Here is a 13383-nt window from a genome sequence, read left to right as displayed (position 1 = left end):
GACGAACGGGTTCGGCGGCGGGCAGGCGGCGGGCAGGCGACGCCGACGCGCCTGCGACAGGTTCGCCGGGGACGAAAGGGCTTAAAGCAACCGGCCCCGGACCTGCCGTGGAAACGGCTGGTCCGGGGCCGGACGGAAGGTTAGCGGCTCGCGCTTACCAGGGGCCGTACGGGCCCTGGTTGCTGTTCCCGCGGCCGCGGGAACTGCCTATGGCGGGCTTCACATCGGCCAGGTACACGCAGGCGGCAACAACTGCGGCAAGCTGGAACAGGATCAGGCTCAGGGACGGCAGCAGCACGGACAGCACGCCAACGGCAGCGGCTCCGCCCGTGAGGCCCAGCCAGAATCCCTTGGTCCGCTTGTAGGCACGCTCAAAATCAGCGGGCTTGCGCCGGGCGCAGTCCAGAAGTGCCCAGAGTTCAATGCCAAGCGCCACAAGGCCGAGCGCCAGGTAGAGGTAATACTGAATCATCATCATGAGGGCCACAGCGCTAGCCTACCGTGTAAGTGCCTGCTCTAGGTCCCCCCACAGGTCTTCGACATTCTCAATGCCGACCGAAAGGCGCAGCAGTCCCTCCGGAACGGTGTGCGGCTCTCCGGGCTGGCGGCGCCGCCGTTCAATGAGCGATTCCACCCCGCCGAGCGAGGTGGCCGGCAGCCACAGTTCCACGGCCTCGGCAACCTTTTCCGCGGCAGCCGCTCCCCCGGCGACCTCGATGCACAAAATAGAGCCGAATCCGGACATCTGCGCGGCGGCCCGGGCATGCCCCGGGTCCTCCGGCAGCCCCGGATAACGCACATGCTCCACCTGCGGGAGGGTCTGCAGCCGGCGGGCGAGATTCATGGCGGTGGCCTGCGAGCGCTCCATCCGCAGGGCCAGCGTGCGCAGCCCGCGCAGTGCCAGCCACACTTCAAAGGGCCCGGCCACCGCACCGTGCAGCGAGCGGTACCGGAGCAGGCGGTTCCGGAGTTCCGGATCGGACGTGACCGCCGCACCCAGGACGACGTCGGAGTGCCCGGCCAGGTACTTGGTCACGGAGTGGACGACGACGTCGGCGCCGAGATTCAGCGGCCGGGTCACCAGCGGGGTGGAGAACGTGTTGTCCGCAACCACCAGGGCGCCGGCCGCGTGTGCGGCTTCCGCCAGTGCTGCGATGTCCGCCACCTCCAGCATGGGATTGGTGGGGCTCTCCACCCAGAGCATCGAGGCGCCGTCGAGCTGCGCAATCACGTCCCCGGTCTGGTCAATATCCACCGTCCGCACGGAAAACCGGCCGTTCGCAGCCTCTTCGGCGGCCAGCAGGAGCGAGCCCTGGTAGCTGTGCCGCGGCATCACCACGACGCCGCCGGCGGGAACCAGCGACAGGGCAGCCATCACGGACGCCAGTCCCGAGCCGAAGACCAGTGCCGGCAGCTCCGCACCCTCAAGCTCGGCGAGCGCCTGTTCGAAGGGATCCCAGGTGGGGTTCGAATACCGGCCGTAGCCGCGCTCCCCCGGGACGGGAGTTCCCGTGCCGAAGTAAGTGGAGGACAGCACGATCGGCGGATTCACCGGCGCGTCGTGTTCCCGGGGCGGGCGTCCCGCGGAAACGACGAGGGTATCGGGGGAAACGGCGTGCCCGTGCGGAGAGGTTTGGCTCATAAGGAACAGCGTAGACCGCCGGTCCGCACGGAGTGCCCGTGACACTGTGCCGCCGGTGCTCCGGGTGGCCCGGCTTCGGCGCCCGGCCTCCCCAGCCGGACTAGGTAGGCTAGGCGGGTGAGCAATTCTAATCTCCCTGAAACCCGCGGCCTGTTTATTGCCATGGAGGGCGGAGACGGCGCCGGGAAATCCACCCAGGCGCAGCGGCTGGCAGCCGCACTGCAGGAGACCGGCCGTACGGTCCTGCGCACCCGTGAACCGGGCGGCACCCCCGTGGGCGAACAGCTGCGTGCCCTGGTCCTTGACCACGGCAACGGTGACATCGATGCGCGCACCGAGGCGTTGATCTTCGCTGCATCCCGCGCCGCGCATGTCCAGCAGGTCATCGAGCCGGCCCTCGCCAACGGAACGGTGGTGGTCTGCGACCGCTACGTTGACAGCTCCATTGCTTACCAGGGCGCCGGCCGGCACCTGGGCACCGAATCCGTCCGTACCCTGAACGAGTGGGCCACCGGCGGCCTGCAGCCGGACCTCACCGTCCTGCTGGACGTTGATCCCGAACGCGGGCGGGACCGCCGGACCGCCGGCCAGGCTACCGAGGACCGGCTCGAGTCCGAACCGGACACCTTCCACCAGCAGATCCGCCTGGCGTTCCTTGAGGCCGCGCAGGCGGCTCCCGACCGGTACCTGGTGCTCGACGCCGGCCGGCCCGTGGACGAACTTGCCGGCACCATCCTGCACCGCGTGGAAAAGCTGCTGCCGTGAGCGTGTGGGACGACCTGCAGGGGCAGGACCCGGTGGTGGCCCAGCTGCGCCGCGGCGCAGCCGATGCCCGGCCCAACCATGCCTGGCTGTTCACCGGCCCGCCCGGCTCCGGCCGCTCCAATGCTGCCCGGGCCTTTGCCGCGGCGCTGGTCTGCGAGCAGCAGGACCCGGAACTGCGCGGCTGCGGTGAGTGCAAGTCCTGCCGCACCGTACTGGCCGGCTCGCACGCCGACGTCGCCTCCGTCACCACGGAAAAGGTCACCATCAGCATCGATGAGGCCCGCGAACTGGTCCGGAAGGCCCAGGACAAGCCGTCCACCGGCCGCTGGCGCGTCATCATCGTGGAGGACGCCGACCGGATGCAGGAGCGCAGCACCAACGTGCTGCTGAAAGCCATTGAGGAGCCGCCGCCTCGGACCATCTGGCTGCTCTGTGCACCCAGCCCGGGCGACGTGCTGGTCACCATCCGGTCCAGGTGCCGTCCCGTGGGGCTGCGGCTGCCGCCGGTGGAGGACGTGGCGGAACTCCTGATCCGGCGCGACGCCATCGATCCGGAGGTCGCACTGAACGCTGCCCGGGCCGCGCAGAGCCACATCGGCGTCGCCAAGCGCCTGGCCACCGACGAGGGTGCGCGGCAGCGCCGCGAGAGCATTGTGCGGCTGCCCCTGTCGCTGTGGAATGTCTCCGGCGCCATGAAGGCCGCGGCGGACCTGGTGGCACTGGCCGAAGCGGAGGCCGCGAGCTCCTTTGAACAGCGCGACGCCGCGGAGAAGGAAGCGCTGCTGGCTTCGCTCGGCGCACCCGCCACCGGCACGCTGCCCCCGGCGCTGCGGAGCCAGGTGAAGCGGCTCGAGGAGGACCAGGTCCGCCGGGCCAAACGGTCCAAGAACGATTACTTTGACCGCGCCCTGACGGACCTGCTCTCCTTCTACCGCGACGTGCTGATGATCCAGCTGGGCGGTTCCGGCCCCCTGGTCAATGAGGGACTCCGCCGCGAGCTGGACGAGTTCGCGGCGTACGGCTCTCCGGAGCAGACGCTGATGCGCATGGAGGAGATCAACACCGTGCGGCGCCGCCTGGTGACCACCAACGTCGCCCCGCTGCTGGCGATCGAAGCGATGGCGCTGAGCCTGCTGTAATGTCCAGTTATCCGCCGCATCCCGCCAGTCCGGCCGGCCCGCGTACCAAGCCGCTCCAGGAGTAAGAATGACCACCGCCACTGCACGCCGCCGCTTCCCGCGACTGGCCGCCGCCGCCGCTTCGGTGGTGCTGCTGGCGTCGTCGACCGCCTGTACCGCGGACTCCGGGCCGGGTGCCGAAGAAACCGGCGGCGGGGACACCGCCACCACCGCGGCCGCGGATGTCATTGGCGACGTGCCGGACGAGCTCCGGGAGTTCTACAGCCAGGACGTCACCTGGTCGGAGTGCGAAGGAGACTTCCGCTGTGCCTCCGTCACCGTCCCCATGAACTATGCAGACCCCGATGCGGCCACGGTGGAATTGTCAGTGATCATGGCGGAGGCGGATGAGGAAGCCCGGGGCACAATCCTGATCAACCCCGGCGGTCCCGGCGGATCCGGCTACGACGTCGTCAACCAGTCCCTGGAAAACATCACCAGCGACCGGCTGCGGGAGAACTTCAACATCCTCGGGTTCGATCCGCGCGGCGTTGGGCGGTCCACCCCGGTTCAGTGCCTGAGCGATGAGGAAATGGACGAGGCCCGGGCCGAATACATCGATCCGAGCACCCCCGAAGGTCTGGCCGCCTCGCGGATCAGCGCGAAGGAGTTCGCGGATGCCTGCGCGGCGGAGACCGGCGAACTGCTCGGCTTCGTCGACACGGCCAGTGCTGCCCGCGACATGGACATCCTGCGGGCCGTTGCAGGCGATGAAAAACTCAACTACCTCGGGTTCTCCTACGGCACCTACCTCGGCGCCACCTATGCCGAGCTCTTCCCGGAGAAGACGGGGCGGCTGGTGCTCGACGGCGCCCTGAACCCTGCGTCCACCAACGAGGAAGTCACCCTCGGCCAGGCCGCTGCATTTGAAAAGGCCATCCGCGCGTACGTCGAGGACTGCGTGACCGGCAGCAACTGTCCGCTCGAAGGCAGCGCCGACGACGGCATCGCCACCATCCGCCAGCTGCTGGCCTCCGTCGAGGCCAGTCCCATGACGGCGGCCGACGGGCGGCTCGTCACGGTCTCCACCTTTGTCAGCGGCTTCATTCTTCCGCTGTACGACGATGCCAACTGGCCGGTGCTCTCGCAGGCACTGGAGACCGCGCTGCAGGGCGACCCGACGTATATGCTCCGCCTCGCGGACATCAGTGCGGACCGTGCGGAAGACGGCACGTACCAGTCCAACAGCACCGTCGCGTTCAACGCGGTCAACTGCCTCGACTACCCCATGGTCAGCGACGACGCACAGATGGCAGCGGACGCCCGGGACCTTCAGGCGGCGTCCCCCACCATCGGCAAGTACCTGGCCTACGGCGGCGTCACCTGCGAGGCCTGGCCCCACGCACCGGTGAATGAACCGCATCCCATCAAGGCCTCCGGCGCGGCGGACCTGCTGGTGGTCGGCACCACCGGCGACCCCGCCACCCCCTACGAATGGTCCGAGGCCCTGGCCGCACAGCTGGAGTCCGCGGTGCTGGTGACGTGGGAAGGCGAGGGCCATACGGCGTACGGGCGCGGCAGCCAGTGCATCGAAGACACGGTGGATGACTACTTCGTGGACGGGACCGTGCCGGAGGACAATACGGTCTGCTGATCTCCGCAGGGCGGTGCCCGTTCCGGGGCTTTCGCTGCAGGTGACGGGTGGCCGGGGCGGCAGCCGTTTTGACCCCGCGCCGCCGGTACGTATAAAGTAATTCCTTGTGGATTCTGGCCGGTAACGGACAGCTGAAGCCCGCCTCCTTAGCTCAGTTGGTAGAGCGTCTCACTCGTAATGAGAAGGTCGCCAGTTCGATTCTGGCAGGAGGCTCCGATAAACCCCCGGCATTTATGCCGGGGGTTTTCTGTTGTCCGGGGCAGGTCCGCCAGGGGCGTCTTGCGGAAAAACTGCGCAGAACTTCCGGCTTCCTTGCGCCATGCTTTGGGCTTTCCCGCTGTCCGCGGTCATAGTCTCGGGACAGCAAACGGGACAGACCTCAGGACGTAGGGACAATTCGCCGTCCCGGTCTGTGCCGGGTGCAACCCCCCGGGGGCTGGGCACCAACCGCTCAAGCGCGGTGGAACCTAGCTGCCGGCCCCTTGATACGCCCGGCCGTCCCCGGGCATCTGACCAGGAACCCCCGCCGTTTTCCCCAAGAAACGGCGGGGGTTTCTGCTTTCGGGCGTGCGAAAAGAGGCTCAGCGGCCGAAAGGGAAAGGCCGGAACAGGTTAGGAAGCGGGGTCGGTTTCCGGCGGAAGGGTCCTCCCGGCCAGCAGCGCCTTGATGCGCTCTTCGGCGTCCGGTACAGCGGCGGCACTGGCGGCCATATTGGCTTCTTCCACTGCCCGCAGTACCTCGTTGCGCTGGATTTTGACGCCGCGGGGAGCATCGATGCCGATACGGATGCCGTCGCCGCGTGAATCCAGGACGGTAATGACAATGTCATCCCCGATCAGGATCTGTTCCCCGGACCTGCGTGTTAGCACCAGCATTCGCCCACTCTACCCCACGCCGGGGCCGTTGACGCTGGCCGGGAAGGGCCCCTGACGGCGACGGGGAGCCCGGAGGTCAGAGCACCGGCGTGGGCGAGGGGCCGCCGTCGAGCCAGCCGATCGGCAGGCCCAGCGCGTTGACGGACTGTGGCGTTCCGGTGGTGTCAATGCCTTCGACGGCAGCGGCATCCACTGCTGCGACGGCACGCACCGCCCCCACCCAGGCGGCTGTGTCTTCCGGTTTCCGGCCGGCGTCGACCGCCACCCAGACCTGGTCCGCGGCCAGGGCGGAAATCAGCGTCGAATGCCTGCCCATTTCGGTGCCGGATCGTCCCAGCCCGTAGGCCAGGAAGATGCTGTGGCCGGCCATCACACCGGCAGCGCGCGCGGTTGCCACTGCGCGCCGGTCCGCGGCGCGGCCTACGCCGTCGGTCTCCAGGACGCCGGCCACGCGGACGGCTGCCGCCCCCGCGCCGGACTGCTCAGCCATGGACCGGCAGACCTCCAGCGCGTCATCACCCAGACCGACCACCATCACCAGGTCTCCGGCGCCGTCGAGGGGCGCGGGAGCCATGGGGACCGCGCTGCGCCGGGCAGGTTCCATGCTCTGGTGGATCCAGCCCGACGCTGCCTGGCTCGGCGGCAGCTGGTCGGGGACGAAAGGAACCGGGCTCTGCGCCGGAGTGCCGGTGCTCGCGGCGAGCGTATCCATCAGTTCGGCGAACGCATGGGATCCGGTGGAGACAGCAGGCGTCACCGCCAGTGCCGGAACGTCCGGGACGAAGGGGGCGACGGGGTGCAAAGTGGATTCGGCCCGCTCCGCCTCCTCGAGCAGGGCGGAAATTCCGGCACTGCCGGGCACGGTCCTGCTCGGCAGGTCCGGTTCCACAGGTGCACGACGCCGGCCGCTGGGCGGCAGCTCCACGGTCACCTCATAGTGCTGGCGGGACAGGAAACCGCCGATCCCGCCCACGGTCACCTTTTCCGCGGCAACAATCCGTGCCCGGGGGCCGTGTTCGGCCAATACCTGGGCTTTCAGGACGTCAAGCGACGGCCCCTCAAGCTGAAATCGTCTCGGTTCCACGTACCACCCCTACAGTCTCGATACCGACATTACCCGCTGTGGCCTCCTGATAGGACAGCACCGGCAGGCCGCCGGTCTGTGCGGAGACCAGCCGCCGAATCGCCGGGCGCAGGGCCGGAGCACAGACCAGCACCGCGTTGTATCCGGCGTTTTCGGCAGCAGCCACGGCGTTCTTCAGCGATGCCAGCACGGTTTCCACCCGTGCCGGATCAAGCAGGATCTGGCTGCCCTGGTCCGAGGGCCGCAGCGCTTCGAGCATGGACTGCTCCAGCGCCGGGTCGATCATGATGACGCGCAGCACCCCGTCGGCAATATACTGGGCTGCCAGCGCGGGGCCGAGGGCGGTCCTCGCGGTTTCTATCAGTCCCTCCGGATCCGGGGAGACCTTGGCCCGCAGCAGCAGCGACTCATAGATCCGGGGCAGGTCATTGATGGGGATCTGTTCCGCCAGCAGTCCTTGGAGCACACGCTGCACTTCGGCGAGCGAGAGCACATTGGGAACAAGTTCTTCCACGGCGGACGGGTTGACCAGCTTGACTCCCTCGGTCAGGACCCGGACATCCTCACGGGTGAGCAGACGGGCAGCGTTGGCGCTGATCACCGCGGAAAGATGCGTCACCAGGACGGAGACCCGGTCAATCACGGTGGCTCCGGACATTTCCGCCGCGTGCTGCATTTCCGCCGGGACCCATTTGCCGGCCAGCCCGAATACCGGCTCCACAGTCGCGGTTCCGGGCAGCCCTTCCAGATAGTCGCCCAGGGCCAGGATCTTGCCCGCCGGGGCATCCCCCCGTCCGGCCTCCACGCCGGCTATCCGGATGACATAGGTGGACGGCGGCAGGTCCACACTGTCGCGGGTGCGGACCGGAGGCACCACGATGCCCAGATCCATGGCGATCTTGCGCCGCAGTGCGCGGACCCGCGCGAGGAGGTCGTCGGATCCACCGGTGACGATGTCCACCAGGTCCGGTGCCAGCAGGATTTCCAGTGCGTGGACGCGCATCTGTTCAATCAGGTCTTCCGTGGTCTCGGAGCTGGCGGGTGCATCCAGTGCTGCCTGTGCCGAGTCCTTCTCTGCCTGGTCGGACGCTTCCTTCGTCTTGATCCGCTGGGAAATGAAGAGCAGCAGGGCACCGATGATGATGAAATAAAGTGCTGGCATGCCTGGAATCAGCGCCATCACGATGGCCGCGCCGCCTGCGATCATCAGGGCGTTCCGGGACTGGCCCAGCTGCGCGCCGGCCGTGGAGCCCATGTCCGCCTCGGCGTTGGACCGGGTGACGATCATGCCGGTGGAGACGGCCATCAGCAGGGCGGGGATCTGCGTGACCAGGCCGTCGCCGATGGTCAGCAGGCTGTAGGTACTCACCGCTTCGCCGGCGCTCATGCCGCGCTGGATCATGCCGATGGCGATGCCGCCGATGAGGTTGATGATGATAATGATCAGGCCGGCAATAGCGTCACCCTTGACGAACTTCGAGGCACCGTCCATGGCGCCGTAGAAGTCAGCTTCCGCGGACACTTCGGCCCGGCGTTCCCGGGCCTGGGTATCGGTGATCAGGCCTGCGTTGAGGTCTGCGTCAATAGCCATCTGCTTGCCCGGCATGGCGTCCAGGGTGAACCGCGCACCCACTTCGGCCACGCGCTCGGCACCCTTGGTCACCACCACGAACTGGATGACCACCAGGATCAGGAAGATCACCGCGCCGATGATCAGCGAACCGCCCACGGCCACGTGCCCGAAGGCTTCAATCACCTGGCCTGCGTACCCCTCCCCCAGTACCAGCCGGGTGGAGGCCACGTTCAGGCCCAGCCGGAACAGGGTGGCCACCAGCAGCAGGGACGGGAACACGGAGAAGTCCAGCGGCTTACGCACGAACATGGTGGTCAGCAGGATCACCAGGGCCAGCAGGATGTTGATGATGATCAGGATGTCCAGCAGGCCGGCGGGGATGGGCACCACCAGCAGCAGGATGATGCCGATGACGCCGACGGGGACGGCAAGTTTCAGGAGGTTCCGATTGTTCTTCATGACGCGGCCTTACGGTGTTGTGGGGTGGTTCCGGGTTCGGGCGGTGCGGGCGCCATGGTGTGCATGCCCCGGGCGGCGCCGCGCCGCTTCAGGGCCATAACGAAGGCCAGGACGCGGGCGACGGCGTTGTAGAGTTCGACGGGAATTTCGGAGTTCAGTTCACAGGCGCTATGCAGGGCACGGGCCAGCGGGATGTCGGAGACCATGGGAACGCCCTGCTTTTCGGCCTCCTGGCGGATCCGGGTGGCAATGTTGTCCGCACCCTTGGCCACGACCCGCGGCGCGGACTTGCCCGGCTCGTATTTCAGGGCGACGGCCACGTGCGTGGGGTTCACGAGGACGACGTCGGCATCCGCCACGGCGGCGATCATCCGGTTCCGGCTCATGGCCAGCTGCCGGGACCGGCGCTGGGACTTGATCATCGGGTCGCCGTCGCTGTTCTTGTTTTCGTCCTTGACTTCCTTTTTGCTCATGCGCGTCCGTTTCCGGTTGCGCTTCATCACCACCATGATGTCCGCCGCGGCGAGGATCAGGCCTGCGGCGACGGCGGCCTGCAGCAGGGATACGGTGCCGCCTGTTGCCGCTTCGAGGACGGCCGAGACCGGCAGCCCGCCGGCAGCCATCAGCACGGGCATCAGCTGCTGGATCACGGCGTACAGGACCAGGCCCACGACTGCCGTCTTGAGCAGGGACTTCGCACCGTTCCACAGCGCCTGCGTACCGAAGACGCGTTTGACGCCGGCAACCAGGTTGAACTGTTCGAACTTGCCCTTGAATTTCTTCATGTGGATCCCGCCCTGGACGGCGGCGGTGAGCAGCACGGCGGCCGCAACCACCCCCAGCAGCGGACCCAGGACGAAGGCCAGGGTGCCCAGCCCCTCGTACATCTGGGTCAGCGCGAACTCGGGATCGGGGTTCGCAATGGTGGTGGCGACGCCGGCCAGGATCTCCCCGCCTGCCTCGGAACCGCGGGAGATGGTCACCGGCATCATGAGGGCGGCTACACCCACTCCCACCCAGGCGGTGAGGTCCTCCGAGCGGGAGAGCTGGCCTTTGGACCGGACTTCCTTCATCCGTTTGTCGGTGGCCTGCTCGGTCTTTTCCCCCGAGTCCTGTTCCGGCATCTATCCCACCCCCGTCAGGGCGCGCTCGATGGTGGAGACCAGCCCGGACACAATGCGGGGCAGGGCCAGGAAGACCATGGAGGCCAGGGACAGCGTCAGCAGGATCTTCAGCGGGAAGCCGAGGGCAAAGGCGTTCAGGGCCGGGGCCACCCGGGTGAGCAGGCCCAGCCCGGCGTCGGCCAGGAACAGGACCACCAACAGCGGACCGGCAATCTGCACCGAGGCCAGGAACATCTGCGACACGGCGGCGGTCAATGCCGCCACGGGTTCACCCAGATCCAGGCCGCCGGTCAGCGGCAGCGCCGTGAAACTGCGCAGCAGCCCGCCGATGATCAGCTGGTACCCGTCCGAGGCGAAAAGCAGTGCCAGTGCGGTGATCTGGAAGACGCGCGTGAACTGGGCGCCGTTGACCATGGACTGCGGGTCGAAGGCCTGGGCCAACTGGAAGCCGCCAAAGGTGTCAATCAGGTTGCCGGCAGACTGCACGGCCGAGAACACCACCAGCACCAGGAACCCCAGCACCACGCCGACCAGGAGTTCCATCACGACGGCCATAAAGAACGCCCCGGTGCCCAGGGCGCTGTATCCCTCGCTCACCTGCGGGGCTATGGCCAGCCCCAGACCGAGCCCCAGCATGACTTTGATCCGGGCCGGGAAGGCATTGTAGGAGAACGGCGGTGCGATGATCAGGAAGGCCACCATCCGGACCGAGGCCAGCAGGAACGCCTCGATCCAGTCCTGGTCAAGGGTGATGTTCATCTAGCCTCCGCCGAGCAGCGACGGGATCCTCTGGAACATCTCGTGGGTGAAGGACACCATTTCCGCAATCATCCAGTGTCCGCAGACCAGCAGGGCGAGGCCCACGGCGATGGCCTTGGGCACGAAGGAAAGCGTGACTTCCTGGATCTGGGTGATGGACTGCAGCAGCGAGATGGCAAACCCCACCACCAGCGCCGTGATCAGCACGGGTGCCGAAAGCTTGGCGGCGACCCACAGTCCCTGTGTGGCGATGTCCAGGACGGCGTTTGTATCCACTAAGTGCCGCCCTGATAGCTGTTGACCAGCGAGGTAATGATCAATCCCCAGCCGTCCACGAGGATGAACAGCAGGATCTTGAACGGCAGCGAGATCATCACCGGCGGGAGCATCATCATGCCCATGGACATCAGCGCGGCAGACACCACCAGGTCAATGACCAGGAACGGGATGAAAATGACGAAACCGATAATGAACGCTGCCCGCAGTTCGGAGATCATAAACGCCGGGATCAGCGTGGTCAGCGGAACGGCCTCGGGGCTTTCAGGGTTCTCCTGCCCGGCCGCGCGGGTCATCAGCGCAATGTCCTCTTCGCGGGTATGGGCGAGCATGAACTGCTGCAGCGGCCCGGTCCCGGTATCGATGGCCGCGTCGAAGTTGATGTCGCCGTCGAGGTAGGGCTGCACGGCGAGGCTGTTAATCTCGCTGATCACCGGCGCCATGATGAACAGTGAGAGGAACAGGGCCAGCCCGGCCAGGACCTGGTTGGGCGGGATTGACGGCAGCGACAGTGCGTTGCGGGTCATGGCCAGCACCACGAAGATCTTGGTGAAGGAGGTGAGCATCAGCAGCAGCGACGGCGCCACGGAAAGCAGGGTGATGCCGATCAGGGTGGTCACGGCCGTGGAGGGTGCGCCGTCCTGGCCGTTGATGTCGATGCTCACCCCGCCGCCGTCGTCGGGCTCGGTGGGTGCGGTCGGGTCAGCGGGCGCCGACGGAGCCGGCGGATCGAAGGTGGTGGCGTGCCCGGCGGCGGCCCCCAACAGGAGCAGCGCAGCGACGGCGAAGAGCAGGGCAGCGGCCAGCGTGAGGGCGTGCCTGGCCCTGCCCGCGTTGACGGCGGCGCTCACCCTTTGCGTCCCCGGCGCAGGGCGGTGCCGGCCTGGCGCCAGGTCTCGGGGGCGAGGATGGAGCCTGCCAGGGCCGATTTTGCGGGCACCGGCGTCATGGGCGGAAGGGCGTGGGCCCCACGTCCGGAGCGGCGTGACGGCAATCCGGAGGATGAGTCGACGGCGCCGGACGGGTAAGGGCGCCCTGCCTCGGCGGCTTTCAGCGAGGCGGCAAAAGCGGCATCGGAGGCGGCATCCGGGGAGGATTCCACCGGAATCTCCGTGGCGTGCAGCAGGTTCACCGATCCTTCGGCCACCCCGAGCAGGAGCCGCTTCCCGTCGGTTTCCACCATGACCAGGGAGGTCTTGGGGGTCAACGGCTGGCGGCTGACCACGCGCACGGGCTGGTTCGTACCGGCGGACCCGATGGTGCGGCTAAACCGGCGCTGCAGGAACCACAGGAGTCCGAGCACGGCGCCGAGCGAAACCAGGACACGGAGTCCCAGAAACAGGGTGTCCACTAATTGAGCCCCTCGACCACGTCCAGGATTTTCGTGATCCGCACGGCATAGTCCTGGTCAATGACCACAACTTCGCCGTTGGCGATCAGCCGTCCGTTCAACAGGATGTCGGCGGGCGCACCGGCGGAGCGGTCCAGCTCCACCACGCGGCCGGGTTCGAGATTCAGGACGTCGCGCACGGACATGCGGGTGTGCCCGATCTCGACCGTCAGGGCCATTTCAATGTTGTTGATGCGGCCCATCTTGCCGATGATCGAAGGATCGCCGGTCCCGCCCGGGGTGCCCGGGGTGTCCCGCAGCCGAATGGCAAACCACCCCGCGGTGCCTTCCGGGGAGCGCAGTTCGAAGACAACGCTGTCCGGGTCCGCAAAGAGGGCGGAGGCGTCCTCGGTGCGGGCCTCGCCAAGCACGCCGACACCCAGCGTGGCGCTGGCAGCTTCGAGCGAGGGACGCAGCACATCAGCCGCCGAGACGAGCGCCGAGTCGGTGCCGGCGACGTCGGCCAGCGGTGAGGAGCTGTCCAGGACCAGGGCCAGGTCCGCCGATTCGGTGCCTACGAAGGATGCGGTGACTGCCGTGGCCGTGTGCGACGCCGGCACTCCTGCTCCGGTGTGCGGGATCGGTTCCAGGACAAGGGGCGTGGGCAGGCCGCGCACCAGTGCGGAAACGGCGTCGGCGTGCAGGCTGTGGGGGCTGGACATG

At 67.5% G+C, this 13383-nt stretch carries 14 protein-coding genes and 1 tRNA gene; 4 read left to right on the top strand and 11 right to left on the bottom strand.

Annotated elements, in window-relative coordinates; translation table 11 throughout:
* Positions 1-154: 154 nt before the first annotated feature.
* Together N2K95_RS02410 and N2K95_RS02405 are read right to left on the bottom strand one after the other, a co-directional pair.
* Positions 155-478 carry a DUF2516 family protein gene (locus tag N2K95_RS02410; protein ID WP_255793704.1) on the bottom strand — a complete coding sequence of 108 codons (324 nt, stop codon included), beginning with the start codon at positions 476-478 and terminating at the stop codon, positions 155-157.
* A gap of 18 nt (positions 479-496) precedes the next feature.
* Entirely contained in the window at positions 497-1642 is a 1146-nt protein-coding gene (locus N2K95_RS02405; protein WP_260652756.1) for a trans-sulfuration enzyme family protein, read from the bottom strand.
* Between the two features lie 162 nt (positions 1643-1804).
* Between N2K95_RS02405 and tmk the strand changes: the two genes are divergently transcribed.
* From tmk to N2K95_RS02385, 4 genes are all read left to right on the top strand, one after another.
* Positions 1805-2407 (top strand): dTMP kinase, encoded by a 603-nt coding sequence (gene tmk, locus N2K95_RS02400; RefSeq protein WP_260653701.1) that lies wholly within the window; start codon positions 1805-1807, stop codon positions 2405-2407.
* Complete coding sequence (locus N2K95_RS02395; RefSeq protein ID WP_260652755.1) at positions 2404-3546, top strand: DNA polymerase III subunit delta'; 1143 nt, start codon at positions 2404-2406, stop codon at positions 3544-3546. Before tmk ends, N2K95_RS02395 begins: the two co-directional genes overlap by 4 nt.
* A 67-nt stretch (positions 3547-3613) precedes the next feature.
* Entirely contained in the window at positions 3614-5179 is a 1566-nt protein-coding gene (locus N2K95_RS02390) for an alpha/beta hydrolase (protein ID WP_260652754.1), read from the top strand.
* 140 nt (positions 5180-5319) lie between these two features.
* A tRNA-Thr gene (locus tag N2K95_RS02385) sits at positions 5320-5392 on the top strand.
* A gap of 399 nt (positions 5393-5791) precedes the next feature.
* Here N2K95_RS02385 and csrA read toward each other — a convergent pair.
* The 9 genes from csrA to fliN form a co-directional block, all read right to left on the bottom strand.
* Positions 5792-6055: a carbon storage regulator CsrA gene (csrA, locus tag N2K95_RS02380; RefSeq protein WP_260652753.1), complete on the bottom strand. Its 264-nt coding sequence runs from the start codon at positions 6053-6055 to the stop codon at positions 5792-5794.
* Between the two features lie 76 nt (positions 6056-6131).
* A complete protein-coding gene (locus N2K95_RS02375) occupies positions 6132-7139 on the bottom strand; it encodes a hypothetical protein (protein WP_260652752.1) in 1008 nt (335 codons plus the stop codon).
* On the bottom strand, positions 7114-9171 hold the full coding sequence (locus N2K95_RS02370) for a flagellar biosynthesis protein FlhA (RefSeq protein WP_260652751.1): 2058 nt from the start codon (positions 9169-9171) through the stop codon (positions 7114-7116). The genes N2K95_RS02375 and N2K95_RS02370 overlap by 26 nt, the downstream gene beginning before the upstream one ends.
* On the bottom strand, positions 9168-10295 hold the full coding sequence (locus tag N2K95_RS02365) for an EscU/YscU/HrcU family type III secretion system export apparatus switch protein (protein WP_260652750.1): 1128 nt from the start codon (positions 10293-10295) through the stop codon (positions 9168-9170). Before N2K95_RS02365 ends, N2K95_RS02370 begins: the two co-directional genes overlap by 4 nt.
* Positions 10296-11054 carry a flagellar biosynthetic protein FliR gene (locus N2K95_RS02360; RefSeq protein WP_260652749.1) on the bottom strand — a complete coding sequence of 253 codons (759 nt, stop codon included), beginning with the start codon at positions 11052-11054 and terminating at the stop codon, positions 10296-10298.
* Positions 11055-11330 (bottom strand): flagellar biosynthesis protein FliQ, encoded by a 276-nt coding sequence (fliQ, locus tag N2K95_RS02355; RefSeq protein WP_255793592.1) that lies wholly within the window; start codon positions 11328-11330, stop codon positions 11055-11057.
* Entirely contained in the window at positions 11330-12181 is an 852-nt protein-coding gene (gene fliP, locus N2K95_RS02350; RefSeq protein ID WP_260652748.1) for a flagellar type III secretion system pore protein FliP, read from the bottom strand. The genes fliQ and fliP overlap by 1 nt, the downstream gene beginning before the upstream one ends.
* Complete coding sequence (locus N2K95_RS02345) at positions 12178-12681, bottom strand: FliO/MopB family protein (RefSeq protein ID WP_260652747.1); 504 nt, start codon at positions 12679-12681, stop codon at positions 12178-12180. The genes fliP and N2K95_RS02345 overlap by 4 nt, the downstream gene beginning before the upstream one ends.
* Complete coding sequence (gene fliN / locus N2K95_RS02340; protein ID WP_255793595.1) at positions 12681-13382, bottom strand: flagellar motor switch protein FliN; 702 nt, start codon at positions 13380-13382, stop codon at positions 12681-12683. The genes N2K95_RS02345 and fliN overlap by 1 nt, the downstream gene beginning before the upstream one ends.
* Between the last annotated feature and the right edge of the window lies 1 nt (position 13383).

This window comes from Arthrobacter zhaoxinii (assembly GCF_025244925.1).
In the GTDB taxonomy this organism is placed as follows: Bacteria; Actinomycetota; Actinomycetes; order Actinomycetales; family Micrococcaceae; genus Arthrobacter_B; species Arthrobacter_B zhaoxinii.
The sequence above is the reverse complement of the archived record's forward strand: the minus strand, read 5'-3'. Positions and strand labels throughout refer to the sequence as shown.